This window comes from Neorhizobium sp. BT27B, from assembly GCF_050455485.1.
Taxonomy (GTDB): Bacteria; Pseudomonadota; Alphaproteobacteria; order Rhizobiales; family Rhizobiaceae; genus Neorhizobium.
In genome coordinates, this window is the sequence record NZ_JBCIYT010000002.1 from 257,792 (window position 1) to 281,780 (window position 23,989).

Genomic DNA, 23,989 nt, shown 5'->3' on the forward strand with positions numbered 1-23,989 from the left:
TTTTTCGGTCAAGATGGAAATTTGCAGCTTGCAAAAGGCCTCCGACGCGTCGCAATATCCCCGCCAGCCAGAGTGGGAAATATCGATAAATCAACGAGGTCTCTGAAATGCCAGTGCTCAATCGCGTCGCCGAAATGCAGGAAACCGTGGCCGGATGGAGACGCCACCTGCATGAAAATCCGGAACTTCTCTATGATGTTCACGAGACGGCGGCCTTCGTTGCCGACAAGCTGAAATCCTTCGGCTGCGATACCGTGGAGACCGGTATCGGCCGGACCGGCGTGGTCGGCATCATCAAGGGCAAGCATGGCGACGGCCCGGTTGTCGGCTTCCGCGCCGATATGGATGCGCTGCCGATTTTCGAAACCTCTGGCAAGCCTTGGGCATCCAAAACGCCGGGCAAAGCGCATTCCTGCGGTCATGATGGCCATACAGCCATGCTGCTGGGTGCCGCACAATATCTCGCCGAAACCCGCAATTTCAAAGGCTCTGTCGCGGTGATTTTTCAGCCGGCGGAAGAGGGCGGGGCGGGCGCGCTTGCGATGATCAACGACGGGTTCATCGACAAATATGCGATTTCCCAAGTCTATGGCATGCACAACGAACCAAAGCTGCCGGTGGGCGAATTCGCCACCCGAAAAGGCGGCGTGATGGCGGCGGCCGACACGTTTGAAATCACCATTAACGGTCGCGGCAGCCATGCCGCGCAGCCGCATCGCTCCATCGATCCGGTGGTGGCATCTGCCCATATCATCATCGCGTTGCAGTCGATCGTGTCGCGCGAAACCGATCCGCTGAAGTCGCTGGTCGTCACCGTTGCCACCACCCATGGCGGTGAGGCGAGCAATGTCATTGCCGATTTCGTCAAGCTGACGGGAACGGTGCGCACACTTCTGTCGGAAACCCGCGATTTTGCGCAGAAACGCCTCACGGAAATCGCTGAAGGCACCGCTATTGCCCATGGTGCGACGGCTGAGGTCAACTACCGTCGTGGTTATCCGGTGACGTTCAACCATGATGCGGAGACGGATTTTGCTGTTGGGGTCGCGGCCAAGGTGGCCGGCGATCACGCCGTCGATACCGGCATGGCGCCGCATATGGGCGCCGAGGATTTCTCCTACATGCTGGAAAAACGACCCGGCGCTTTCATCTTCATCGGCAATGGCGACACCGCCGGCCTGCACAATGCCGGTTACGACTTCAACGACGAGGCCTTGCCCTATGGCATCAGCTACTGGGTGACATTGGCGGAGACATCGCTTCCGGCCTGAGGCCGGCAGCTTGCATGACATAAAACAAAAACAGGGGAATTTGCGATGCAGTCTTCGGTGACGCCGGTCCTGTCGGTCGAAAATCTCACCACGTCGTTCCGTGTGAACAACGAGTGGAAATCGGTGGTGCGCAATGTTTCGTTCGACGTTGCGCCCCGCGAGACGGTGGCAATCGTCGGCGAAAGCGGATCGGGCAAATCTGTCACTTCGCTGTCGATCATGCGGCTTTTGCCCAAGGCGACGAGCAAGATCGAGGGCAAGGTTATGCTCGGCGGCAAGGAGCTGCTTTCGCTGCCGGAAGAGCAGATGCGGCGTGTGCGCGGCAACGATATCTCGATGATCTTTCAGGAGCCGATGACCTCGCTCAATCCGATCTTTCCGATCGGCCGGCAGATCGCCGAAGCGCTGACCGTGCATCGCGATATCTCCAATGCGGAGGCGAAGGCGGAGGTCATCCGGCTTCTTGAAAAGGTGCGCATTCCCAACGCCAAGAACCGGTTCGACGAATATCCGCACCAGTTTTCCGGCGGTATGCGTCAGCGCGTGATGATCGCCATGGCGCTTGCGACAAAACCAAAACTGCTGATCGCCGACGAACCGACGACCGCACTCGATGTCACCATCCAGGGTCAGATTCTCGATCTGATCAAGGTTCTGCAGGAAGAGGAGGGTATGTCTGTTCTCTTCATCACCCACGACATGGGTGTGGTGGCGGAAGTGGCTGACCGCACGATCGTGATGTTCCGCGGCGAGCAGGTGGAAACCGGCGCCACCGACGATATTTTTCATCGCGGTCAGCATCCTTATACGCGGGCGCTGCTGTCGGCGGTGCCAAAACTCGGCTCGATGGGTGAGCGAAAACTGCCGCAGCGGTTTCAGATCATCGACACGACCACCGGCGAGCAGATACCGACCGCCGACGTGTCCGACACGGTGGCCAAGGGCAAGACACCGATCCTCGACGTCAAGGATCTGACGACGCGGTTCGATATCCGCTCCGGCCTGTTCGCACGCAAATCCGGGGCCGTGCACGCGGTGGAAAAGGTCTCGTTCCAGCTGTTTGCCGGCGAGACGCTGTCGCTTGTCGGTGAATCAGGCTGTGGAAAATCGACCACCGGCCGTTCGATCACCCGTCTGATCGAACCGACCGACGGCAAGGTGACGCTCGACGGATACGAGGTGATGCAGCTCGACCGTTCGGCCCTGCGCACCATGCGCCGGTCGATCCAGATGATCTTTCAGGATCCGTTTGCCTCGCTCAACCCGCGCATGAGCGTCGGGTCTGCGGTGATGGAGCCGTTCATCGAGCACAATCTCGGCAGCAAACAACAGGCACGCGAAAAGGCGGCCGACCTGATGGCCAAAGTGGGGCTTTCGCCGGACATGATGCGGCGTTTTCCACACGAGTTTTCCGGCGGCCAACGCCAACGCGTGGCGATTGCCCGCGCGCTGATGCTCGATCCGAAAGTAATCGTGGCCGACGAGGCGGTGTCGGCGCTCGACGTGTCGATCAAGGCGCAGGTCTGCAATCTTCTGCTCGACCTGCAGCAGAGCCTGAAACTGGCCTTCCTGTTCATCTCCCATGACATGGCGGTGGTAGAGCGGGTGAGCCACCGGGTGGCGGTAATGTATCTGGGCGAGATCGTCGAGATCGGCCCGCGGGCGGCGGTCTTCGAGAACCCGCAGCATCCCTATACGCAAAAGCTGATCGCCGCCGTGCCGGTGCCCGATCCATCGCGCCGCTCGATCAAGCGCAACATGTCGACCGACGAGATCAAGAGCCCGATCCGCGCGGTGGATTATGTACCGCCGATCAGGCAGTACCGTGAGGTGTCCGAAGGGCATCTGGTGCAGATGGCGTAAGTATTTCGAGTGTGCCGACCGGCCACATGTTTGTCGGCCGGTCGCGCTTCTGATAAGATCTGTACCTCGGAGACGAAGGAGGGTGCAGATGACAGACAAGGAAACGCTGCGCCAACGCACGCTGCAAGCCGCGCATCTGCAGGCGATCGAGGGCAACCCGCTGGATGCTGAGCAGCTTGCCATGTTCGACATGTTTGATCGGGAGAGCTGGTCTAAGGAGCGGCAGCAGGCCTATATTCTTGAGCGCGCTCGAACGGCGGGAAAGAAAGTTATCGACGTGCGCGAGGCCTTCTACGTTCACTCTCTGCCCGATGATATTCTCGCAGACTTGCAAGGCGGCTATCAAGGTGAGCCTAATACCCATCTCGATGAACTCATGAAATGACGTGGCTCTAGAACTATCCCGTACACCATAGATCGGGATGATGCGCCAATGCTGGCTCGCTTGATGCTTGTTATCTTTCAGCATTTGACAGGCCCTCCAAAAACATGTCAGCAAATCGCAAGAGGAGATTTCTGTCATGGCAAAACGGTCGGATTCGCAGGGACGGCTTGACGATGCGGCGCGTGCCGGCTGGCTTTATTACGTCGCGGGGCGCACCCAGGACGAGATCGCCGCTACCATGGGCATTTCGCGTCAGTCGGCGCAGCGGCTTGTATCGCTTGCCGTTGCCGAGCGGCTGATCAAGGTGCGGCTCGATCATCCGATCGCCGCCTGCCTGGAACTGGCAGAGGCGCTGAAAGCCAAACACGACCTGAAATATATCGAGATCGTGCCGAGCGATCCGGCCGCCGTGTCGACCACGGTCGGCATTGCCGAAGCGGCAGCCGCCGAAATCGAGCGCTGGCTGAAGCGGCCAGACCCGATCATCGTTGCCATCGGCACTGGCCGCACATTGAAAGCCGCTGTCGACCAGTTGCCGCCGATGGAATGTCCACAACATCGCATCGTGTCGCTGACCGGTAATATCGGGCCGGATGGATCGGCCGCCTATTACAACGTCATCTTTTCCATGGCCGATGCCATCAAGGCGCGACATTTTCCCATGCCGCTGCCTGTCATGTGCACATCCGTGGAGGAACGCGAGACGCTGCATGACCAGGCCCTGGTGCGCTCCACCATCAAGCTCGGCGCCATGGCCGATGTCACTTTTGTCGGTATCGGCGAGCTCGGGCCGGATGGGCCGCTCTGCCTCGACGGTTTTCTCGAGCGCGAGGAAATGCAGTCTCTGGTTGATGGTGGCGCCGCCGGTGAAATCTGCGGATGGTTCTTCGACCATGACGGAAAACTGCTCGATAACCCCATCAACGGACGCGTCGCTTCCGTGCCGATCCCATCGCGCGATACCTGTTCGGTTGTGGGAATCGCGCAAGGCCGACGCAAGATTCCCGCCATGGCTGCAGCCCTGAAGGGCAAGTTAATCAATGGTTTGATCACCGATGAAGCGGCTGCTGAGCAGTTGCTCTCCCTGTGAGCAAAAATTTATCACAACAAAATCAATTATTTAAAACGTTTTAATCGCAGTGCAGCGACGAATCCGCATTGACTTCTGTCATCCGCTGATAAGTAATTGCCCACGAGCAAAGCGAATGCTCGCATCCAATCTTCTCGGGAGGAAGATATGACATTGAAGACCGTTCTGCTGGGCGCCTGCTCGGCGCTGGCGTTTGCCGGCATGGCCTCTGCCGAAACCCTCACAATTGCAACCGTCAACAATGGCGACATGGTCCGTATGCAGGCCCTGACGTCCGAGTTCACCAAGGCGAACCCCGACATTCAGGTCGAGTGGGTCACTCTGGAAGAAAACGTGCTGCGTGAGCGCGTGACGACCGACATCGCCGCCGGCGGTGGCCAGTACGACATCGTCACCATCGGCAATTACGAAGTTCCGATCTGGGCCAAGCAGAAGTGGCTGCTGCCGCTCGACGGCCTTGGCGACAAGTACGACATCGATGACCTGCTGCCAGCGATCCGCGGTGGCCTGTCGCTTGACGGCAAGCTTTATGCGGCACCGTTCTACGGCGAATCCGCGATGATCATGTACCGCAAGGACCTGTTCGAAAAAGCCGGCCTGAAAATGCCGGAAAAGCCGACCTGGGAATTCATCGCTGACGCGGCCCGCAAGACCACCGATCGCAAGGCCGATATCAGCGGCATGTGCCTTCGCGGCAAGGCCGGCTGGGGCGAAAACATGGCCTTCGTTTCGGCTCTGAACAACTCGTTCGGCGGTCGCTGGTTCGATGAGCAGTGGAAGCCGCAGTTCGATCAGCCGGAGTGGAAGGCAGCACTTCAGTTCTACGCCGACCTGATGAAGGATGCCGGCCCGGCTGGCGCTTCTTCCAACGGTTTCAACGAAAACCTGACGCTGTTCCAGCAGGGCAAGTGCGGCATGTGGATCGACGCGACCGTCGCCGCATCCTTCGTGTCGAACCCGAAGGACTCGAAGGTTGCCGACCAGGTTGGCTACGCGATGTTCCCGAACAAGGACGGCGTCGACAACCATGGCAAGTGGCTGTGGTCGTGGAACCTCGCCGTACCGGCTTCCTCGAAGAAGGCTGAATCGGCGCAGAAGTTCATCTCCTGGGCAACCAGCAAGGACTACACCACGCTCGTCGCTTCCAAGGAAGGCTGGGCCAACGTTCCTCCGGGCACGCGCACCTCGCTCTACAAGAGCGCGGATTACCAGAAGGCCGCTGCCTTCGCTGCTCCGACGCTTGCCGCGATGGATGCTGCCGACATCACCAAGCCGACCGTCAAGCCGGTTCCTTACACCGGTGGCCAGTTCGTCGCGATCCCTGAATTCCAGGCTCTCGGCACGACTGTCGGTCAGCTGTTCTCGGCTGTCATCGCCGGCCAGTCCACGGTCGACGACGCGCTTGCCGCCGCTCAGGCAACGGCAACCCGCGACATGACCCGCGCCGGTTACATCAAGTAACGTCCTCCCAAGGACCAAGGCTGCCCGGCTGTTTTGCCGGGCGGTCGCCCCCGAGCCCCCGGTTGCGGGCAAAGCCATAACAAGAAGATGAAAACCATGCGAGCGCTCCCCGCCGGAGCGGAACGTGTGGCTACTCAAGGGAGGGTCGCTGAAATGGCAACGCAGAATACGAAGACGTTGGCGCGGCTGATGATGGCGCCCTCCGTCATTGCCCTACTGGTCTGGATGGTCATACCGCTGTCGATGACGCTGTATTACTCCTTCCAGAACTACAATCTGCTGACACCCCAGAATGTCAGCTTCGGTGGTTTCTTCAACTACCAGTATTTCTATACCGATCCGGCTTTCTTCACGGCGATCTGGAACACGCTGATCCTGGTGGTCGGTGTGCTGGCCATCACCGTGATCGGCGGCATTGCCATCGGTCTGCTGCTCGACCAGCCGATCTTCGGCCAGGGCATCGTGCGCATTCTGGTGATCTCGCCCTTCTTCGTCATGCCGCCGGTGGCAGCGCTGATCTGGAAGAACATGATCATGCACCCGTCCTACGGGGTGCTGGCCGATATCGCCCGTTTCTTCGGGGTTCAACCGGTCGACTGGTTCGCGCAATATCCGCTGTTTTCGGTGATCGTCATCGTCGCGTGGCAGTGGTTGCCGTTCGCAACGCTGATCCTTCTGACGGCCCTGCAATCGCTTGACGGCGAGCAGAAGGAAGCCGCCGAAATGGACGGCGCCAACTTCCTCAACCGCTTCATCTACCTGACGCTGCCGCATCTTTCCCGCGCCATCACGGTCGTCATCCTGATCCAGACGATCTTTCTGCTCGGCATTTATGCGGAAATCCTCGTCACCACCAATGGCGGCCCCGGTTACGCCTCCACCAACCTGACCTTCCTGATCTACCGCACCGCGCGTCTCGGTTACGACGTCGGTGGTGGTGCTGCAGGCGGTATCATCGCTGTCGTTCTCGCCAATATCGTCGCCTTCTTCCTGATGCGCGCCGTCGGCAAGAACCTGGACAAGTAGGAGAGACGATCATGGCTCGCAAAACAACGACGCAAAGCAAGATCGTCTGGACCGTCATCGCATGGGTCGTGGCGCTGGTGATCTTTTTCCCGATCCTCTACGCGGTCATCACCAGCTTCAAGACGGAGCCGGAAGCGATCGACGGGTTCAGCCTGATCCCGTCGGGCACGTTCGAGAACTACATCACGGTGCAGACGCAGCGTGACTACTTCAAGCCGTTCATGAACTCGGTGATCCTGTCGATCGGTTCGACCATCCTTGCCCTGATCTTCGCCATTCCGGCGGCCTGGGCGATGGCGTTCGCGCCGACCAAGCGCACCAAGGACGTCCTGATGTGGATGCTCTCCACCAAGATGATGCCGGCCGTTGCGGTGCTTCTGCCGATCTACATCCTGTTCCGCAACTTTGGCCTGCTCGATACCCGTATCGGCCTGACGATCATGCTGACACTGATCAACCTGCCGATCGTGGTGTGGATGCTCTACACGTATTTCCGCGAAATTCCGGGCGAAATTCTGGAAGCGGCCCGTATGGATGGCGCCAATCTGTGGAAGGAAATCGTCTACGTGCTGACGCCGATGGCGGTGCCGGGTATCGCCTCGACGCTGCTCTTGAACATCATCCTTGCCTGGAACGAAGCCTTCTGGACCATCCAGCTGTCGACCACCAATGCGGCACCGCTGACGGCCTTCATCGCCTCGTTCTCAAGCCCGCAGGGTCTGTTCTGGGCAAAGCTTTCGGCGGCCTCCACCATGGCGATTGCGCCGATCCTCATCCTCGGCTGGTTCAGCCAGAAGCAACTCGTTCGCGGCCTCACGTTTGGCGCGGTTAAGTAAGGAATTCGTCTCATGGGCAGCATTACTCTCAAAAACGTCCAGAAGCATTTCGGCGAAGCCAAGGTCATTCCTTCCGTCGATCTGGAAATCACCGATGGCGAATTCGTCGTCTTCGTCGGCCCGTCGGGCAGCGGCAAGTCGACCCTGCTTCGCCTCATCGCCGGTCTCGAAGATGTCTCCGGCGGTTCGATCACCATCGACGGCAAGGATGTGACGGAAGCGGCACCGGCCGCGCGTGGCCTTGCCATGGTGTTCCAATCCTATGCGCTCTATCCGCATATGAGCGTGCGCAAGAACATCGCCTTCCCGCTGAAGATGGCGAAGATGGAACAGTCGGCCATCGACAAGAAGGTTGCCGATGCCGCCCGCATCCTCAACCTCACGGACTATCTCGAGCGCCGTCCCGGCCAGCTTTCGGGCGGCCAGCGCCAGCGTGTCGCCATCGGCCGTGCCATCGTTCGCGAACCGTCGGCCTTCCTGTTCGACGAACCGCTCTCCAACCTCGATGCGGCTTTGCGCGGCACGATGCGTCTGGAAATCAGCGATCTGCACAACCAGCTGAAAACGACGATGATCTACGTCACCCATGACCAGATCGAAGCCATGACCATGGCCGACAAGATCGTTGTTCTCAATCGCGGCAATATCGAGCAGGTCGGTTCGCCGATGGACCTCTACAACACGCCGCGCAACCTGTTTGTCGCCGGCTTTATCGGCTCACCGCGCATGAACCTCATCGAAGGTGAATACGCACAGGCGAAGAATGCCAAGACCGCCGGCATCCGCCCCGAACACCTGACGCTGTCCAAGGAAAGCGGCACCTGGAAGGGCACGGTTTCGGTTGCCGAACATCTCGGCGCCGACACGTTCCTGCATCTCGATGTCGATGGCATCGGCAAGATGACGGCACGCGCAAGCGGCGAATTCGGCGCCCATCACGGCGATACCGTCTATCTGACGCCGGATGAGACGAGGCTGCACCGTTTCGACGACAAGGGCCTGCGGATCGCGGGCTGAGACTAGAATTGTCATATCAAGGATAAAGACCGTGACAGGCAGACTGGAAGGCAAATCGGCGATCATTACCGGATCGGCGCGCGGCATTGGCCGGGCGTTTGCGGAAGCCTATGTGCGCGAAGGCGCAACCGTGGCTATCGCCGATATCAATATCGAACGCGCCGAGCAGACGGCCAAGGAAATCGGGCCGAATGCTTATGCGGTCCAGCTCGATGTCACCGATCAGGCGTCGATCGATGCGGCCATCCGCGCGGTCGAGGAAAAGACCGGTGGCGTCGATATCCTGATCAACAACGCGGCGCTGTTCGATCTGGCGCCGATCGTCGAGATCACTCGTAAAAGCTACGACACGCTGTTTTCGATCAACGTCGCCGGTTCGCTGTTCATGCTGCAGGCCGTCGCCAAGTCGATGATTGCGCGCGGGCAGGGCGGCAAGATCATCAACATGGCCAGCCAGGCCGGCCGTCGCGGCGAAGCGCTGGTTGGCGTCTACTGCGCCACCAAGGCCGCCATCATCAGCCTGACGCAGTCCGCCGGTCTCGACCTGATCAAGCACGGCATCAACGTCAACGCGATCGCCCCCGGCGTCGTTGACGGTGAGCATTGGGACGGCGTCGATGCGCTGTTTGCCAAGCATGAGAACCGTCCGCGCGGCGAAAAGAAGAAGCTGGTGGGCGAGGCCGTTCCGTTCGGCCGCATGGGCACGGCGGAAGACCTGACCGGCATGGCCGTGTTCCTCGCCAGCCGTGATGCCGAATACGTCGTCGCCCAGACCTACAACGTCGATGGCGGCAACTGGATGAGCTGAGGCTCTCGCTGACCGCCCGTTTGTGGCGATCATGCATGTATTTGATATTTAAGGACCTTCGAGGACCGAGACATGACCGTAAAACTTTCGCTGGCCACGCTGAATGAGGCCAAGGCAACAGCCGCCATTCCTGCCTATGATCCGAAGACACTGAGCCATGGCATCGTGCATTTCGGCGTTGGCAACTTTCACCGCGCGCATCAGGCGATCTATCTCGACGACCTGTTCAACACCGGCAAGGGCCATGACTGGGCGATCACCGGTGCCGGCGTCATGCCGTCCGACGCCGCCATGCGCGAAAAGCTCAAGGCACAGGATTTCCTCACCACCGTTGTCGAGCAGGACAACAACAAGACCGGTGCCCGTGTCACCGCCCCGATGATCGATATCATCGCACCGGGCGAAACGGCGGCGCTGATCGAAAAGCTGGCAGACCCCGCCACCCGCATCGTCTCGATGACGATCACCGAGGGTGGCTATTTCATCGACGCTGCCGGCAACTTCAATCCGGCGCATCCGGCCATGGTGGAGGATGCCAACAACCCGACCGCCCCGAAGACCGTGTTCGGTCTTATCCTCGCCGGCCTCAAGGTTCGCAAGGAACGCGGCATCGCCCCCTTCACGATCATGTCCTGCGACAACATTCCGGGCAATGGTGAGGTGACGGAAAGCACGGTCATCGGTCTGGCAAAGCTGTCGGATGCGGATTTCGCCCACTGGATCCATGAAGACGTTGCTTTCCCGAATTCCATGGTCGACCGCATCACGCCGGCCACCGGCCAGCGCGAAATCGACATTCTGAAGAACGATTTCAACATCGACGATAACTGGCCGGTGTTCTGCGAAGAGTTCAAGCAGTGGGTGATGGAAGACAAGTTCCCGCTCGGCCGTCCGGCGCTGGAAGAGGTCGGTGTGCAGTTCGTGCCCGACGTTGCCCCTTACGAGCTGATGAAGCTGCGCATCCTCAACGGTGGCCATGCGACGATCGCCTATCCGGGCGAGCTTCTGGACATCCACTTCGTGCATGAGGCGATGGAACACCCGCTGATCCGCGCCTTCCTTGCCAAGCTGGAAAAGGAAGAGATCATCCCGATCGTGCCGCCGGTGCCCAATACCAGCCTCGACGACTACTTTGATCTGATCGAGCGCCGTTTCCTCAACCCGAAGATCGGCGACACCATTCCGCGTCTGGCGCAGGATGGCTCCAACCGCCAGCCGAAGTTCATTCTGCCCTCGACGCGTGATCGCCTCGCCAAGGGTGACGACATTATCGGCCTGTCGCTGGTCTCTGCCCTGTGGTGCCGTTATTTCGCAGGCACGTCGGACAGCGGTCGCAAGATCGTCTTCAACGATGCCAGCGCCGAAAAGCTGCAGGCCGCTGCGATCAAGGCCAAGGACGATCCGGATGCCTTCCTCGTCTTCGACGAGATCTTTGGCGAGGTGTCGGGCAACGAGCTGTTCCGCAAGCGTTTTGCGCATGCGCTGAAGACGCTGTGGGCTGAGGGTACGGCAAAAACGCTGGAACTCTATCTCGCCGACGAACTGGTCAAGTAAGGGCCGATGCCATGAATGACCTGCCGCTGGTGATTTTCGATTGTGACGGGGTTCTTGTGGATAGCGAACCGGTTTCGGTTCGTGTTCTCGTCGCAGCGCTCAATCGCCATGGCATCGATATGGCCGAGGAGGAAGCTTACGGCCGCTTCCTCGGCCGCAGCCTCGCCACCATGACCCAGGTCATGGACGAGGAATACGGTTTTCACACCGGGCCGGACTTTCTCGAAAGCCTGCGTGTCGATCTCTACGAGCGCTTCCACACCGAATTGCAGGCCATAAAAGGCATTGCCAATACGATCGACAGGCTCGGTTGCGCCCATTGCGTCGCATCTTCCAGCCAGCCGGAACGTATCCGCCTGTCGCTGTCGCTGACCGGGCTTCTCGACAAATTCGAGCCGAACATTTTCAGCGCCTCGATGGTCGAAAACGGCAAGCCTGCGCCCGATCTCTTCCTCTTTGCAGCGGAGAAGATGGGCTATGACCCTGCCAACTGCATCGTCGTGGAAGACAGCCCGGCCGGCATCGAGGCAGCACAGCGGGCCGGCATGACGGCGCTCGCCTTCACGGGCGGCTCGCACACCCACGTTGCCGGATATCGTGAACGGATCGAAGCACTTCAGCCCGACGCGATATTTGACGCCATGCCGGATTTGCTCCACCTTGTCCAAAAACAATTCAACGGTCACAAGGGACCCGTTGCCAGCCGTTCGCTTTGAGCGGTAAAGGTTCGGCGGGGGCATAAGGGGCAGGAAACCAATCCGTATGCGTGATCATATCGTCGCGGTGGATGTCGGCACCACGAGCGCGCGGGCTGCGGTTTTCGATCGCGCCGGGCACCTTTTGGCGCGCGCCAAACAGCCGATCGAAATGATCCGGCCACGCGAAAACCACGCCGAACACGATTCAGAAAACATCTGGTCTGCCTGTTGCGGCGCCGTGCGTGCTGCTTTGACTGAAGCAGGTATTGCTGCAAAACAGGTGGCGGCACTGGGTTTCGATGCGACCTGTTCGCTGGTCGTGCGCGATAAAAAAGGCAAGCCGTTGCCGGTTTCGCCGCGTGGCGAAAACCGGTTCGACACCATCGTCTGGCTCGATCACCGCGCCATCGGTGAAGCCGAAATCCTCAATGCCTCCGGCCACCCTGTACTGAAATATTCCGGCGAAACGCTGTCGCCTGAAATGCAGATGCCAAAACTGATGTGGCTGAAGCGGCATCATCAGGATACCTGGGCGAAGACGGGCTTCATCTTCGATCTCGCCGATTTTCTCACATGGAAGGCGACCGGCTCGGCAGCGCGTTCGCGCTGCACGCTGACCGCCAAGTGGAACTATCTTTCCCATGAAAAGCCCGGTTGGCAGGCGGATTTTTTAGGCGTAGCGGGTCTTGAGGACCTGCTGGAGCGGGCCAGCCTGCCGGAGGAAACCGTGCCGGTCGGTGGCGTCATCGGGCATCTGACCAAAGCCGCTGCCGCCGACCTCGGTCTCGACACCAAATGCGTGGTCACATCCGGCATGATCGATGCCTATGCCGGCGCTCTTGGTGCACTCGGCAAGGCGGCGGATGAAAACGCTAAAGATGTCGGGGCGCTGGAACAGAGCGTGGCGCTGATCGCCGGCACATCCAGCTGCATCGTTGCTCTCAACGGCCAGTCCAAGCCGGGTCAGAGCCTGTGGGGGCCGTATTACGATGCGCTTCTGCCGGGCCACTGGCTGGTGGAAGGCGGGCAATCGGCCACCGGCGCGTTGCTCGATCATATCGTGCGCATGCATGCGGCGGGCGGCGAACCGACGCTCGACTTGCATGCCCGCATCGTTTCGCGGATCGGCGAACTCAGGGCAGAGGAGGGCAGCGATCTCGCGCCCGATCTCAATATCCTGCCGGATTTCCATGGCAATCGCTCGCCGCTGGCCGATCCGCGTGCGACAGGCGTCATTTCCGGGCTGACGCTCGATACGTCCTTCGACGGCCTCTGCCGCGTCTACTGGCGCACCTGCGTGGCCATCGCGCTCGGCATCCGCCACATCCTCGAGGCGCTGGCGCAATACGGTTATCGATTCGAGACGCTGCACATTACCGGCGGCCATGTGCAGAACCCGCTTCTCTTGGAACTCTACGCAGATGTGACCGGCCGCAAGGTGGTTGTGCCAAATACGAAAGATGCCGTTCTGCTGGGCACGGCAATGGCGGCGGCAGTGGCCGGCGGCTTGCATGAAAACCTGCATGCGGCGGCCGGTGCCATGGATCAGGGCTGGGCGGAACATGCCGCCGATCCTGAGCGAACCAAGGCCTATGGCCGCGATTACAAGCGGTTTCTTGCCATGGTCCGGCATCGCGAAGAATTGCGCAGGCTCGACGATGACGCCTGATGAACTCGCCGACATCTATCGCGCTTACATCGACTGCCTGAACCGGCAGGACTGGGACAATCTGGGTGATTTTGTCGGTGAAAACGCCCATCATAATGGGCGGTTTCTCGGGCTTGCCGGATATCGCGCCATGCTGATCAACGATTTCGAGCAGATTCCCGATTTGCGCTTCAACATCGATCTTCTGGTCTGCGAACCGCCGCATGTCGCCAGCCGGCTTGCCTTCGATTGTTCACCGAAGGCAAGTTTTCTGGGTCTCGACGTGAACGGCCGCCGCATCCGGTTTGCGGAAAACGTGTTCTATCGTTTCGAGGATGGTCGCATCGCCGATGTTCGTTCCATGCTCGACAAGGTGGCTATCGAAGCGCAGCTTTGATGCTCAACCGACCTCGGCAGGATCAGCCTGCTTCCGGTGGCGCACGGTCGAAAAACAGATAGATGGCGGCAATCCGTCCATCGCGGACAACCCCGATATCCGTTCCGGCATAGGCGGCTGGTTTTCCCGGCGGGCCTGAGACCCACTGGATGCGTCCTGCCGTGTCATTCAGCTGTTCGGGCGGACGTGTGACGGTATAGACGAAATCGGGATGAAAGGACCGGATCACCCCGGCGATTTTGGCGATGTCGTCGCGACCGCGATGAACGCCGCTCGGTTCGTGGAACGCGGCATCCTCGGTAAAAATCTCCTCGACCACCGCCCGGCGACGGGCGTCATCGCCCTCGCCGAACACTTCGTGAAGATTGCGGGTGAGCAAAGCGATGATGTCAATTGGCATGACTGATCTCCTGTTTTGAAAAGCAGTGCATTATCCCTGTCAGGCCCGATCTCAGATCTGTGCCTGACCGCCGTCGACAAACAGTTCGACGCCATTGACGAAGCTCGCATCATCGGAGGCGAGGAACAAGACGGCCTTGGCGATCTCTTCCGGCTGGCCGACACGGCCGGCTGGGATGAGGCCGGCAAGGTAATCCTTGGTTCCGCTCGCCTGCTCGCCGCCACCGAAAAGTTCGTTGAGACCGGCCGTATCGGTGACGCCGGGGCTGACGGCGTTGACGCGGATATGCCGGTCCTTGAGGTCAAGGATCCAGTTGCGGGCGAAACTGCGGATGGCGGCCTTGGTGGCGGAATAGACGCTGAAGTTCGGCGTGCCGGAGATGCTGGTGGTCGAGGAGGTCAGCACGATCGAGCCGCCGTCACGCAGCAGCGGCAGTGCCTTTTGTACGGTGAAGAGCACGCCTTTGACATTGGTATCGAACGTGCTCTGGTAATGCTCTTCGGTGATCGAGCCGAGCGCTGCGAACTCGCCGCCGCCGGCATTGGCGAAGACCACGTCGATCTGGCTGTGGTTCTGCTGGACGGCATCGTAAAGGCGGTCGATGTCGGCAAGTTTGCTCATGTCGCCCTGCACGCCGGTGACGCGGCCGCCGATCGTCTTTACGGCTCCATCGAGCGTTTCCTTGCGGCGACCGGTGATGAAGACGGACGCGCCTTCATCGGCAAAGGCTTTTGCGGTGGCAAGTCCGATGCCGCTGGTGCCGCCGGTCACGATGACGACCTTGTTCTCAAATCTTTTTGCCATTGTCTTTCTCCTTGTGTTGGCGGCTCAACGTCCGCCCCATAGAGATGCGCCCGGAACGATGATGGCGAAAGTGCGCAAATGTGCTACTCAGCGTTCCATTGGAGGAACGATGATGCGTGTCGATCTCAATGATCTCGTCTATTTCGCGGAAGTGGTGACGCATGGTGGTTTTGCCGCGGCCGGGCGGGCGCTGCACGAGCCGAAATCGAAACTCAGCCGTCGGATCGCCGGGCTGGAGACACGGCTCGGCGTGCGACTGATCGAGCGTTCCAGCCGTCGTTTCCGCGTCACGGATGTAGGCCAGGTGTTTTACCTGCGCTGCAAGGCGATGCTGGCCGAGGCGGAATTGGCGCAGGCGCTGGTGGCCGAGGCGCAATCCGAGCCGCATGGCCTTGTGCGGTTCAGTTGCCCGACCGGCATGGTCGAGCCGATTTCCGGGCTGATCCCCGGTTTTCTCGACCGCCATCCCAAGGTGCAGTTGCAGCTCGTGGCGATCGACAGGCCGGTGGACCTGATCGAGGAACGTATAGACGTGGCGCTGCGCGTGCGCATCTCACTCGACAGTGACGCGTCGCTGACCATGCGTTCGCTTGGGGTATCCGTGCGCATTCTGGTGGCCAGCCCGCAGCTGGCCAGCCGCATCGGCAGTGTCGAACAGCTCGCGTCGGTTCCGACACTCTCCAGCAGCGATGACGCCAGCGAAGTGGATTGGCAACTGGAGACGGATGACGGCCGCGAGCATGTGCTGCACCATCAGCCCCGCATCGGCTGCGCCGATTTTGCGGCCGTGCGCGCCGCTGCCATCGGCGGGCTGGGGGTGGCCTTGCTGCCGGACCATAGCTGCCGACAGGCACTGGATGCCGGCACGCTGGTGCGCGTGCTGCCGGCATGGCGCGGCCGCCGGGGCATCGTGCATGTTGTGTTCACGACCCGGCGGGGCCTGCCACCGGCCGTGCGCAAATTCATCGATCATCTTGCCGCCAATTTTCCGCGTGATGCGCTGGATGTCGTCGTGCCGCGTGTTGATCGTCGGGATTAACAGTATCGGGCGTCTTGCTGCATTTCGCGTGGCATCCTACATCTGCGCGGAACCAAGGAGACGCCGATGATCCTCGACGCCGCACGCCGCTCGCTGACCAACCTTTTCGCCCCGGAAAGCAGATCCGTCTTTCTGAAAATGCTGGGGCTGACGCTGCTCATTCTGGCCGGCCTGTGGTTCGGGCTGCGCGAAGTCCTGCTGACATATGTGTGGCCGTGGTTCGCGGCTTTCCTGCCCTCCATGCCGGAATTCGGCGGCTTTCTGGCCTTGATCGCCGGCATCCTGTTCGGTGTCGGGCTTGCGCTTGCGCTGGCCCTGTTGATCGCGCCGGTCACCGCGCTGATCGCCGGCCTGTTTCTAGATGATGTGGCAGAGGTGATCGAAAAGCGGGATTATCCGACCGACGCGCCGGGCAAGGAACTGCCGCTCGGTCAGGCGATCATCGGCTCGATCCAGTTTCTCGGCGTCGTTATCGTCGGCAACATCATCGCGCTGCTGATGCTGTTCATTCCCGGCGTCAACCTGATCGCGTTTTTCCTCGTCAACGGTTACCTGCTCGGTCGCGAATTTTTTGAATTCGCTGCCATGCGTTTTCGACCGGTGGCTGAGGCCAAGGCGTTTCGCGCCAAACATTCCTCAACCGTATTCCTCGCCGGCATGCTGATTGCCGGTTTCCTGGCCATCCCCTTCGTCAACCTGCTGACGCCGCTGTTTGCGGCCGGCCTGATGGTGCATCTGCACAAGGCGCTGTCGAAGCGTGATCCCGGTTTCGTGGGGTAACTCAGCTCTCGCTCAGAGCCTCGGCAATGGCGCCGCCGATCACCTGCGGCGGCAGTTCCACCAATGGCGCGGGGATGTCGTTGCTTTTTCCCGGAAACTTGCAAAGGTCGGCAATCACGCAGCGTTCGCATTCGGCGCGGCGGGCCTTGCAGGTGTAACGACCGTGCAGGATCAGCCAGTGATGCGCGTGATAAAGATACTGTTCCGGTATCACCCGCATCAGATTGTCTTCGACGTCGTCCGGCGTGTTGCCGGGCGCCAGTTTGATGCGGTTGGCGATACGGAACACATGCGTGTCCACCGCCATGGTCGGCACGCCAAAGGCCATGGACATCACCACATTCGCCGTCTTGCGGCCGACGCCGGGCAGCATCACCAGTTCCTCGCGGGTCTTTGGTACTTCACTGCCGAACTGCTCAATGAGCATGCGACAGAGCGCGATGACGTTTTTGGCCTTGTTGCGAAAAAGCCCGATCGTCTTGATATGGGCGATCACGCCGTCTTCGCCCAAGGCCAGCATCTTTTCCGGCGTGTCGGCAATTCTGAACAGTTCGCGCGTCGCCTTGTTCACCCCGGCATCCGTCGCCTGCGCCGACAGCGCCACCGCCACGACCAGCGTGAACGGGTTCACATGTTCCAATTCGCCTATCGGCTCCGGCCGCTGGATGGAGAAACGGCGAAAGATTTCCACGCGCTCCTCTTTCGAATAGGCGGAACGGGGCAGCACCTTCTTGCGGCGGCTGGGCGGCGTCGGATTTGACGTTTGCAAGGTTTGCGCGCTGGATTTATGCTTGGGAATGGCCATGCCTTTTACTGCCATTCGACCCGGAGAAAAGCAACGTGGATGCCGACCCTGATCATCGGGACGACACGCCGGTTTTTGCCGCTGAACTGACTGCCCATCGCTCGCTCGGACGAAAGGGTTTTCGCGTGCTGCTGTGCGTGTCGGGCGCGGTTTGCCTGTTCTATGGCCTGTTTTTTATGGTGAGCGGTGCCTGGCCGGTGGGACTGTTTTTCGGGCTGGATTTTCTGTTGCTCTATGGTGCCTTCCGGCTGAATTATCGCTCGGGCCGTGCACGTGAAGAAGTGACGGTGACGCGCAGCAATCTGTCGATCAAAAAAATCTCGCCGGCGGGGCGGGCAGTCGAGCATCGGTTCAATCCGTTCTGGGCGCGCTTTGGTGTGAACCGTCACGAGGAATTCGGTATCACCGCCATGTATGTGTCGGGTGAGGGCCGGCGCACCGATGTCGGCTCGCTTCTCAACCCGGATGACCGGGAAAGTTTTGCCAAGGCCTTCAAGGCTGCTCTTGCTACGGTGAAACGGCGAATTTAGCGGGTAACCAAAACATATCGCAAGAAACGGGTGGTGCGCAGGCTCGTTCACGGCCATCTTCCGGGCAAAGGAGAGACGAGATGAACGCTCTTGCCAACATTTCCAGTCAGCCGGTCGATGTGACACCCGAGGGCATGGATTACGATATCGTGCGCCGGGTGATCGAGTTGATCACGCTGGATTATCGTGCGCAGCCGTCGCTCGAAACCATCGCAGCCGAACTCGGACAGTCGCCGACGCAGTTGCAGAAAGTGTTTACCCGTTGGGCCGGACTTTCTCCGAAGGCGTTTCTGCAGGCGGTGACGCTGGATCATGCCAAGCGGTTACTTGGTGCGGAACAGTTGCCGCTGCTGGAAACCTCCTATGAGCTTGGCCTCTCCGGCCCCGGCCGCCTGCATGATCTGTTTGTCACCCACGAGGCGATGTCGCCGGGCGAATGGAAGGCAAAGGGCGGCGGGCTGACGATCCGCTATGGTTTCCATCCCTCGCCCTTCGGCCGGGCGCTGGTGATGGCGACCGATCGTGGTCTGGCCGGTCTCGCCTTCGCTGACGGTTTCGAGGATCAGCAGGCCTGTCTCGACGACATGACAAGGCGCTGGCCGAATGCCGCTTATGTCGAGGACGCCGACGCGACGGTGGATTATATCGCCCGCATCTTTGATCGTGCGCAATGGTCCAACGATCGTCCGTTGCAGGTGGTGCTGATCGGCACCGATTTTCAGGTGAAGGTCTGGCGCAGTCTGTTGAAAATCCCGTTCGGCAAGGCGGTCACCTATTCGCATGTCGCCTGCGATATCGGCCAGCCAACCGCGAGCCGGGCGGTGGGGGCGGCGGTTGGCGCCAATCCGATCTCCTTTGTCGTGCCCTGCCACCGGGCGGTCGGCAAAAGCGGTGCGCTGACCGGTTACCACTGGGGTCTGACCCGTAAACGCGCCATTCTCGGCTGGGAGGCGGGGCAGGCGTAAGCCCGGAACCCCAGGCGCGCGGGAAAGCTCTATGTCGTAAAATGAGTAATTACGCATATATTGCAAGAAGTTACGGGGGCTTTTCCGGGGTTTTCCGATAGTTGCTCGCAGGTCTACAGGGTCTCCAGCAGCAATGGAGATCAAGCCGGTGCAGGAGCGCAAGTTTCCCCGATCGAGGGCGTTTCTCGGCGCCAAGATCTTATTCAACGACGGCCACTCGTCTTATGATTGTATCATCAAGGAATTGTCCGAGGGTGGTGCGCAGATCAAGGTCGAAAATGCGCTGGCTGTTCCACAACAGTTCAACCTGCTTTTTTCCGATGGCCGCAATTTCGATTGCGAGGTTCGCTGGCGCCGCATTAATGCCATCGGCGTCGAATTCCAGAAAGGCTGAATTCCGGCTGGCCTGACCGGGCGTTTGGCATCCACCCGCTGTAAAGCGCGTCGACCCGAAAACCGAATGCGGCTTTCGGGTCGAGGTTTAGCAAGACGGTTTACTTCGAGCGGCAGCGGCCGGTCTTCGTCACTTCCTTGTCGCCATCGTCATAGGCGATGCCGATCTTTTCGCCGGCAAGCGAGGAAATGGTGCCGCGGTACCAGTCACCCTGGCCCTTGAAATTGCATTCGACTTTGGTGCCGATCGCCCAGTTGTAGGGACGCACATCGGCCAGCGCGACGGTTTCCTTGTCGCCATCGTCATAACGGATCGTCACCTTGCCGCCGGCGATCTTGTCGATGATGCCGGGAAACCAGTAGCCGGCGCCCTTGTAGTTGCCGAGGACCCAGTCGCCGGTCGTCTGTGCGCTAACGGTGGCTGCGCTGGCCGCCAGCATGGCCGCAGCGAGAATTGAAATTTTCCTGATCAAGTGGTTTTCCTCCCGAGGGGACAATGGGCCGAACACCTGTCTGGATCAGACAGTTCGACGACTTGATATAAACCTGGAATTCCCTGAATTTCGCGTGAATTAAATTCGGATTTATTTCCGGTTGAAGTATTGTTCGCCGATTTATTTTTGGTTTCATCTGGCGGTAACATTCCGATGGCCTGTCCGGTGACCATGTTGCGCCTTCAGCATGCTGTCAGCTTGCTTCCCTAATCCGATTTCCAATGGCGGGCATGAGCCTGCCGCGTATCGGAAGGAGTGTAGCGGATGGTCTTGAAAACGGGGTGGCGGCGGGTGTCTGTCCGGTATTTTGTTGCCGGGTTTCTGGCGCTGATACTTTTCGCTGGTGGTTACATCGGCCTGCTGCATCTCAGCGGCAATTTCCACACTGTGATTTCCGGCGAACTCTATCGTTCGGCGCAGCCGACGCCCGACCAGATCGAGCGGTATGCGCAGCAATATGGCATCCGTACCATCGTCAATCTGCGTGGCGAGAACGATAGCCAGGCCTGGTATACGGATGAGGTCGCCACTGCCCGCAAGCTCGATATTCGCCATATCGATTTTCGCATGTCGGCCCGCAAGCAATTGACGGGCCCGGAAGCCGACAGGCTGGTGGCCTTGCTCAAGGATGCCCCTAAACCGATCCTCATCCACTGCCTGTCGGGTGCGGATCGAACCGGACTGGTATCCGTCATCTACAGCAATCAGGTTGCCGGATTGCCGGAACACCAGGCGGAACGGCAATTGTCCATCCTGTTCGGCCATGTGGGCATTCCGTTGATTTCGGCGGCTTACGCGATGGATGAAAGCTGGCATCAGCTGGAACGGCATTACGGGATCGATGGGTGAGGCGTGGCCGTGGCTCAAGCCGGACACGATTTCTCTTTGCCGGTTTTCGGGAGTGTGCCAAAATCGCGCCATGAAGAGCAGTGTTGAACTTTCCGAGGATATGTCACGGCGGATCGATCGGCTGGCCGAGCGAACCCGTTTGACGCCGGCCCAGATTGTTGATGACGCGCTGTCGAACGGTCGTTCACTGGCATGGCAGGAAAAATGGGCGGCCGGCGTGCAGGCCGGCATTCAGGATGCAGACGAGGGCAAATTCGCCTCCGATGCCGAGATTGCGAATGTTCTCGGTAAATACGATACGTCGGCCTAGCCGTGCGGATATATTGGTCGCAACGTTATCTGTGTGAACTGGAGGCGATCGGCGACTATATCGCGGAAAGAAACCCGCGCGCTGCTGCGAGTATCGTTCGCGACATTCATTCAAAAACGGCAGCTCTTCTCTCCGAAAATCCTCTGATCGGCAGGGTGGGTGAAATATCAGGCACGCGCGAACTCGTGCTGGCCGGAACGCCCTATATAGTCGCCTACCGCATCAAGGATGACCGAGTTGAAGTGCTGTTCGTGCAGCATGGTGCCCGGTTGTGGCCTGACGAAATCTAGCCGCTTTCCGCCAGCCGCAACAATTCCACTGCCGCTGCCTCATCCGTGATCAGCGTGTTGCAGCCGACCCGCCGGATGGTGGCGCGGATGGCGGTGGCGCGGTGGGCGCCGCCGGAAGAGAGCACGACGTGCTTTGCCTTTTTCAGTGTGTCGAGATCGACCGACATCACCCGCTCGTTGAGCTTGGCATCGACCGATTTTCCGTCCGCATCCAAAAAATTGAACATCGTATCGCAGACGCAGCCGGCGGAGATCAGCCGATCGAGTTCGGCTTTCGAAATGAAACCTTCCGACAGCGAGGTGGAATGCGGGCCGATATCGCCGCAACTGACCACGGCGAGATCGAGGTTTTCGGCGAGGTTGTAGACGGCATCGAGGCCGCATTTTTCGATCAACGCGCGTTTGGTGGCGACGCTGTCGACCAGAAGCGGCGCCAGAAACATGAAACATTCCGCACCCAGCTGGCCGGCAAACCGCCAGGTGAAATCGATCGGATTGGTCTTCTGCACCGCGACGATGCCGCCGAGCAGCGACACGACCTTGCAACCTTCCCGGCGCGGCGGGCGAAAGCTCGAAAGCGAAGCCGTCATGGTGCGGCCCCAGCCGACGCCGATCGTCATATCGTTCTGCACGACTTCCGACAGGAACTGCCCGAGCGCGAGGCCGACGGCGCTGGCCAAGGCTTCGGCGCTGTCGTCTTTGGGAGCCGGCACGAGGACCGCCTCATCCAGCCCGTAAGCGCGTTCCAGCCGGGTCGCCAGCTCGAGACAGCTATCGACGCCCTCGCTGATCCAGATCTGCACTTCCGAACGTTTCATCGCCTCATCGAGCATGCGGATGACGGTTGAGCGGCTGATGCCGAGCCGTTCTGCCACGTCCTTCTGGGTAAGTCCCTGATTGTAATAGAGCCAGGCGGCGCGCAGCCGCTGCGATCCCGAATCTGAGGCGGCGGTGTGGGTGTCGCGTCTGAGTTTGACCAAGGCATCCTCGCATTCGCCCGCAGGCGCACTATCTCTTGTCGACGCCATGATATCGTCATGGATGGAACATATGTCAATTCAAGAAGACAAATGTCTTGACTTCTTATCCTGTCCCGGCTGTTATCCATGTAACTGTCGAGGGATCAGAAACGCCTGTCGGGCGTTGGGTTTTAAAAGCGAGGATTTTCCGGATGACATCGAAACTAGAGCAGCTGCGCGCCATGACCACCGTTGTCGCCGATACCGGTGACATCGAAGCCGTTGCCCGCCTGAAGCCGGTGGATTGCACCACCAACCCGTCGATCGTCCTGAAGGCGATCAACACCTCCATCTTCGCCGACAAGGTGAAGGAAGCCGTCGCCTGGGGCCGCACCCAGGGTGGCGATGCTGATGCCGTTGCCGCAGCCGTGGCTGACCGTCTGGCCATCGATGTCGGTGCAGCACTTGCCGCCATCGTTCCGGGTCGCGTGTCGACCGAAGTCGATGCCGACCTCTCTTTCGACACCGACGCTTCGATCAAGAAGGCGCATGAGATCATCGCCGCCTACAAGGCGCGCGGCATCGAGCGCGAGCGCATCCTCATCAAGCTGGCCTCCACCTGGGAAGGCATCAAGGCTGCCGAAAAGCTGCAGGCCGAAGGCATCGACTGCAACCTGACTCTTCTGTTCTCCCACGCCCAGGCAGTCGCCTGCGCCGATGCCAAGGCATTCCTGATCTCGCCCTTCGTCGGCCGTATTCTCGACTGGCACAAGAAGGCGACCGGCCAGGATTACACGTCGGAAACCGATCCGGGCGTCGTTTCGGTTCGCTCAATCTACAACTATTACAAGGCCAACGGCATTTCGACGATCGTCATGGGCGCCTCGTTCCGCAATGTCGGCGAAATCGAAGCGCTGGCCGGTTGCGACCGCCTGACGATTGCGCCGAACCTGCTCGACGAGCTGGACAAGGCCGAAGGCACGCTGGAGCGCAAGCTGTCTCCTGAAAAGTTCGAGGCTGTCGCCCCGATCAAGATGGACGAAAAGACGTTCCGCTGGATGCTCAACGAAGACCAGATGGCAACGGAAAAGCTGTCGGACGGTATTCGCCTGTTCGCCAAGGACCTCGTCGCGCTGCGCGATCTGGTCAAGAAGGAACTGCAGCTGGCTGCTGCTTAAAACATCCGTCCTTCGTCATGCTCGGGCCTGTCCCGAGCATCTGATACAGTTGCTGTTTGGCAATGTGATTAGATCCTTAGGACAAGCCCAAGGATGACGAAAATGAACAAAACTGCCTTGCGAAAGGCCCGCCATTGGC

The 23,989-nt window shown here is 59.8% G+C and carries 27 protein-coding genes; 22 read left to right on the forward strand and 5 right to left on the reverse strand.

Going from position 1 to position 23,989, the window contains the following annotated elements; translation table 11 throughout:
- The first annotated feature begins 107 nt into the window (after nt 1-107).
- The 13 genes from AAIH70_RS06680 (at nt 108) to AAIH70_RS06740 (ending at nt 14,054) form a co-directional block, all read left to right on the forward strand.
- Nucleotides 108-1,271: a M20 aminoacylase family protein gene (locus tag AAIH70_RS06680; protein ID WP_165931912.1), complete on the forward strand. Its 1,164-nt coding sequence runs from the start codon at nt 108-110 to the stop codon at nt 1,269-1,271.
- Between the two features lie 45 nt (nt 1,272-1,316).
- Nucleotides 1,317-3,134, forward strand: coding sequence for an ABC transporter ATP-binding protein (locus AAIH70_RS06685; RefSeq protein WP_132271414.1), 1,818 nt, complete (start codon nt 1,317-1,319; stop codon nt 3,132-3,134).
- Between the two features lie 88 nt (nt 3,135-3,222).
- Nucleotides 3,223-3,519, forward strand: a complete 297-nt coding sequence (locus AAIH70_RS06690) for a hypothetical protein (protein WP_132271415.1) — start codon at nt 3,223-3,225, stop codon at nt 3,517-3,519.
- 136 nt (nt 3,520-3,655) lie between these two features.
- Nucleotides 3,656-4,609, forward strand: coding sequence for a sugar-binding transcriptional regulator (locus AAIH70_RS06695; RefSeq protein ID WP_132271416.1), 954 nt, complete (start codon nt 3,656-3,658; stop codon nt 4,607-4,609).
- Between the two features lie 147 nt (nt 4,610-4,756).
- The gene (locus tag AAIH70_RS06700; protein WP_132271417.1) at nt 4,757-6,070 is read left to right on the forward strand and encodes an ABC transporter substrate-binding protein; all 1,314 of its coding nucleotides are present in this window, start codon (nt 4,757-4,759) and stop codon (nt 6,068-6,070) included.
- Nucleotides 6,071-6,223: 153 nt separating this feature from the next.
- On the forward strand, nt 6,224-7,096 hold the full coding sequence (locus AAIH70_RS06705; RefSeq protein WP_132271418.1) for a carbohydrate ABC transporter permease: 873 nt from the start codon (nt 6,224-6,226) through the stop codon (nt 7,094-7,096).
- Nucleotides 7,097-7,107: 11 nt separating this feature from the next.
- Nucleotides 7,108-7,932, forward strand: a complete 825-nt coding sequence (locus tag AAIH70_RS06710; RefSeq protein ID WP_132271419.1) for a carbohydrate ABC transporter permease — start codon at nt 7,108-7,110, stop codon at nt 7,930-7,932.
- A 12-nt stretch (nt 7,933-7,944) separates the two neighbouring features.
- Nucleotides 7,945-8,949, forward strand: a complete 1,005-nt coding sequence (locus tag AAIH70_RS06715; protein WP_132271420.1) for an ABC transporter ATP-binding protein — start codon at nt 7,945-7,947, stop codon at nt 8,947-8,949.
- A 31-nt stretch (nt 8,950-8,980) separates the two neighbouring features.
- A complete protein-coding gene (locus AAIH70_RS06720) occupies nt 8,981-9,757 on the forward strand; it encodes an L-iditol 2-dehydrogenase (RefSeq protein ID WP_165931913.1) in 777 nt (258 codons plus the stop codon).
- 72 nt (nt 9,758-9,829) lie between these two features.
- Nucleotides 9,830-11,311 carry a mannitol dehydrogenase family protein gene (locus AAIH70_RS06725; protein WP_132271422.1) on the forward strand — a complete coding sequence of 494 codons (1,482 nt, stop codon included), beginning with the start codon at nt 9,830-9,832 and terminating at the stop codon, nt 11,309-11,311.
- Nucleotides 11,312-11,322: 11 nt separating this feature from the next.
- Nucleotides 11,323-12,027 carry an HAD family hydrolase gene (locus tag AAIH70_RS06730; RefSeq protein WP_132271423.1) on the forward strand — a complete coding sequence of 235 codons (705 nt, stop codon included), beginning with the start codon at nt 11,323-11,325 and terminating at the stop codon, nt 12,025-12,027.
- 46 nt (nt 12,028-12,073) lie between these two features.
- Entirely contained in the window at nt 12,074-13,678 is a 1,605-nt protein-coding gene (locus AAIH70_RS06735; RefSeq protein WP_132271424.1) for an FGGY-family carbohydrate kinase, read from the forward strand.
- The gene (locus AAIH70_RS06740) at nt 13,668-14,054 is read left to right on the forward strand and encodes an ester cyclase (protein ID WP_132271425.1); all 387 of its coding nucleotides are present in this window, start codon (nt 13,668-13,670) and stop codon (nt 14,052-14,054) included. The genes AAIH70_RS06735 and AAIH70_RS06740 overlap by 11 nt, the downstream gene beginning before the upstream one ends.
- Before the next feature lie 22 nt (nt 14,055-14,076).
- Here AAIH70_RS06740 and AAIH70_RS06745 read toward each other — a convergent pair whose 3' ends face one another.
- Both AAIH70_RS06745 and AAIH70_RS06750 read right to left on the reverse strand, forming a co-directional pair.
- The gene (locus AAIH70_RS06745; protein WP_132271426.1) at nt 14,077-14,454 is read right to left on the reverse strand and encodes a nuclear transport factor 2 family protein; all 378 of its coding nucleotides are present in this window, start codon (nt 14,452-14,454) and stop codon (nt 14,077-14,079) included.
- 51 nt (nt 14,455-14,505) lie between these two features.
- Entirely contained in the window at nt 14,506-15,258 is a 753-nt protein-coding gene (locus AAIH70_RS06750) for an SDR family NAD(P)-dependent oxidoreductase (RefSeq protein ID WP_132271427.1), read from the reverse strand.
- Nucleotides 15,259-15,367: 109 nt separating this feature from the next.
- On the opposite strand from AAIH70_RS06750, the gene AAIH70_RS06755 reads away from it, so the two are divergent.
- Together AAIH70_RS06755 and AAIH70_RS06760 are read left to right on the forward strand one after the other, a co-directional pair.
- Complete coding sequence (locus AAIH70_RS06755) at nt 15,368-16,297, forward strand: LysR substrate-binding domain-containing protein (protein WP_207908209.1); 930 nt, start codon at nt 15,368-15,370, stop codon at nt 16,295-16,297.
- A 66-nt stretch (nt 16,298-16,363) separates the two neighbouring features.
- Entirely contained in the window at nt 16,364-17,077 is a 714-nt protein-coding gene (locus AAIH70_RS06760) for a sulfate transporter family protein (protein WP_132271428.1), read from the forward strand.
- Between the two features lies 1 nt (nt 17,078).
- Here AAIH70_RS06760 and nth read toward each other — a convergent pair whose 3' ends face one another.
- Entirely contained in the window at nt 17,079-17,882 is an 804-nt protein-coding gene (gene nth, locus AAIH70_RS06765) for an endonuclease III (protein ID WP_132271429.1), read from the reverse strand.
- A 35-nt stretch (nt 17,883-17,917) separates the two neighbouring features.
- Here nth and AAIH70_RS06770 point away from each other — a divergent pair, with 35 nt between their 5' ends.
- The 3 genes from AAIH70_RS06770 to AAIH70_RS06780 all read left to right on the forward strand — a co-directional run bounded on the left by AAIH70_RS06770 (nt 17,918) and on the right by AAIH70_RS06780 (nt 19,771).
- Entirely contained in the window at nt 17,918-18,412 is a 495-nt protein-coding gene (locus AAIH70_RS06770) for a DUF2244 domain-containing protein (RefSeq protein WP_132271430.1), read from the forward strand.
- An 80-nt stretch (nt 18,413-18,492) separates the two neighbouring features.
- The gene (locus AAIH70_RS06775) at nt 18,493-19,377 is read left to right on the forward strand and encodes a methylated-DNA--[protein]-cysteine S-methyltransferase (RefSeq protein WP_132271431.1); all 885 of its coding nucleotides are present in this window, start codon (nt 18,493-18,495) and stop codon (nt 19,375-19,377) included.
- Nucleotides 19,378-19,510: 133 nt separating this feature from the next.
- Complete coding sequence (locus tag AAIH70_RS06780) at nt 19,511-19,771, forward strand: PilZ domain-containing protein (RefSeq protein WP_132271432.1); 261 nt, start codon at nt 19,511-19,513, stop codon at nt 19,769-19,771.
- 100 nt (nt 19,772-19,871) lie between these two features.
- Here AAIH70_RS06780 and AAIH70_RS06785 read toward each other — a convergent pair whose 3' ends face one another.
- On the reverse strand, nt 19,872-20,243 hold the full coding sequence (locus AAIH70_RS06785; protein WP_430033661.1) for a tudor domain-containing protein: 372 nt from the start codon (nt 20,241-20,243) through the stop codon (nt 19,872-19,874).
- 285 nt (nt 20,244-20,528) lie between these two features.
- On the opposite strand from AAIH70_RS06785, the gene AAIH70_RS06790 reads away from it, so the two are divergent.
- The 3 genes from AAIH70_RS06790 to AAIH70_RS06800 all read left to right on the forward strand — a co-directional run bounded on the left by AAIH70_RS06790 (nt 20,529) and on the right by AAIH70_RS06800 (nt 21,713).
- Nucleotides 20,529-21,113, forward strand: coding sequence for a dual specificity protein phosphatase family protein (locus AAIH70_RS06790; protein ID WP_132271433.1), 585 nt, complete (start codon nt 20,529-20,531; stop codon nt 21,111-21,113).
- A gap of 70 nt (nt 21,114-21,183) precedes the next feature.
- The gene (locus tag AAIH70_RS06795; protein WP_132271434.1) at nt 21,184-21,423 is read left to right on the forward strand and encodes a CopG family ribbon-helix-helix protein; all 240 of its coding nucleotides are present in this window, start codon (nt 21,184-21,186) and stop codon (nt 21,421-21,423) included.
- A 2-nt stretch (nt 21,424-21,425) separates the two neighbouring features.
- Nucleotides 21,426-21,713 (forward strand): type II toxin-antitoxin system RelE/ParE family toxin, encoded by a 288-nt coding sequence (locus tag AAIH70_RS06800; RefSeq protein WP_132271435.1) that lies wholly within the window; start codon nt 21,426-21,428, stop codon nt 21,711-21,713.
- On the opposite strand, the gene AAIH70_RS06805 is transcribed toward AAIH70_RS06800, so the two are convergent.
- Nucleotides 21,710-22,693 (reverse strand): sugar-binding transcriptional regulator, encoded by a 984-nt coding sequence (locus AAIH70_RS06805; RefSeq protein WP_132272521.1) that lies wholly within the window; start codon nt 22,691-22,693, stop codon nt 21,710-21,712. The two genes, AAIH70_RS06800 and AAIH70_RS06805, sit on opposite strands and share 4 nt — an antisense overlap.
- Nucleotides 22,694-22,884: 191 nt before the next feature.
- On the opposite strand from AAIH70_RS06805, the gene tal reads away from it, so the two are divergent.
- The gene (tal, locus tag AAIH70_RS06810) at nt 22,885-23,850 is read left to right on the forward strand and encodes a transaldolase (protein ID WP_132271436.1); all 966 of its coding nucleotides are present in this window, start codon (nt 22,885-22,887) and stop codon (nt 23,848-23,850) included.
- Nucleotides 23,851-23,989 lie beyond the last annotated feature (139 nt).

Coding starts and splice junctions, on each gene's coding strand:
- AAIH70_RS06760 (WP_132271428.1), top strand. CDS start 16,364: ATGATCCTCGACGCCGCACGCCGCTCGCTGACCAACCTTTTCGCCCCG.
- AAIH70_RS06725 (WP_132271422.1), top strand. CDS start 9,830: ATGACCGTAAAACTTTCGCTGGCCACGCTGAATGAGGCCAAGGCAACA.
- AAIH70_RS06715 (WP_132271420.1), top strand. CDS start 7,945: ATGGGCAGCATTACTCTCAAAAACGTCCAGAAGCATTTCGGCGAAGCC.
- AAIH70_RS06780 (WP_132271432.1), top strand. CDS start 19,511: ATGGAGATCAAGCCGGTGCAGGAGCGCAAGTTTCCCCGATCGAGGGCG.
- AAIH70_RS06680 (WP_165931912.1), top strand. CDS start 108: ATGCCAGTGCTCAATCGCGTCGCCGAAATGCAGGAAACCGTGGCCGGA.
- nth (WP_132271429.1), bottom strand. CDS start 17,882: ATGGCCATTCCCAAGCATAAATCCAGCGCGCAAACCTTGCAAACGTCA.
- AAIH70_RS06705 (WP_132271418.1), top strand. CDS start 6,224: ATGGCAACGCAGAATACGAAGACGTTGGCGCGGCTGATGATGGCGCCC.
- AAIH70_RS06730 (WP_132271423.1), top strand. CDS start 11,323: ATGAATGACCTGCCGCTGGTGATTTTCGATTGTGACGGGGTTCTTGTG.
- AAIH70_RS06740 (WP_132271425.1), top strand. CDS start 13,668: ATGACGCCTGATGAACTCGCCGACATCTATCGCGCTTACATCGACTGC.
- AAIH70_RS06750 (WP_132271427.1), bottom strand. CDS start 15,258: ATGGCAAAAAGATTTGAGAACAAGGTCGTCATCGTGACCGGCGGCACC.
- AAIH70_RS06790 (WP_132271433.1), top strand. CDS start 20,529: ATGGTCTTGAAAACGGGGTGGCGGCGGGTGTCTGTCCGGTATTTTGTT.
- AAIH70_RS06755 (WP_207908209.1), top strand. CDS start 15,368: ATGATGCGTGTCGATCTCAATGATCTCGTCTATTTCGCGGAAGTGGTG.
- AAIH70_RS06745 (WP_132271426.1), bottom strand. CDS start 14,454: ATGCCAATTGACATCATCGCTTTGCTCACCCGCAATCTTCACGAAGTG.
- AAIH70_RS06695 (WP_132271416.1), top strand. CDS start 3,656: ATGGCAAAACGGTCGGATTCGCAGGGACGGCTTGACGATGCGGCGCGT.
- AAIH70_RS06700 (WP_132271417.1), top strand. CDS start 4,757: ATGACATTGAAGACCGTTCTGCTGGGCGCCTGCTCGGCGCTGGCGTTT.
- tal (WP_132271436.1), top strand. CDS start 22,885: ATGACATCGAAACTAGAGCAGCTGCGCGCCATGACCACCGTTGTCGCC.
- AAIH70_RS06710 (WP_132271419.1), top strand. CDS start 7,108: ATGGCTCGCAAAACAACGACGCAAAGCAAGATCGTCTGGACCGTCATC.
- AAIH70_RS06735 (WP_132271424.1), top strand. CDS start 12,074: ATGCGTGATCATATCGTCGCGGTGGATGTCGGCACCACGAGCGCGCGG.
- AAIH70_RS06685 (WP_132271414.1), top strand. CDS start 1,317: ATGCAGTCTTCGGTGACGCCGGTCCTGTCGGTCGAAAATCTCACCACG.
- AAIH70_RS06775 (WP_132271431.1), top strand. CDS start 18,493: ATGAACGCTCTTGCCAACATTTCCAGTCAGCCGGTCGATGTGACACCC.
- AAIH70_RS06795 (WP_132271434.1), top strand. CDS start 21,184: ATGAAGAGCAGTGTTGAACTTTCCGAGGATATGTCACGGCGGATCGAT.
- AAIH70_RS06690 (WP_132271415.1), top strand. CDS start 3,223: ATGACAGACAAGGAAACGCTGCGCCAACGCACGCTGCAAGCCGCGCAT.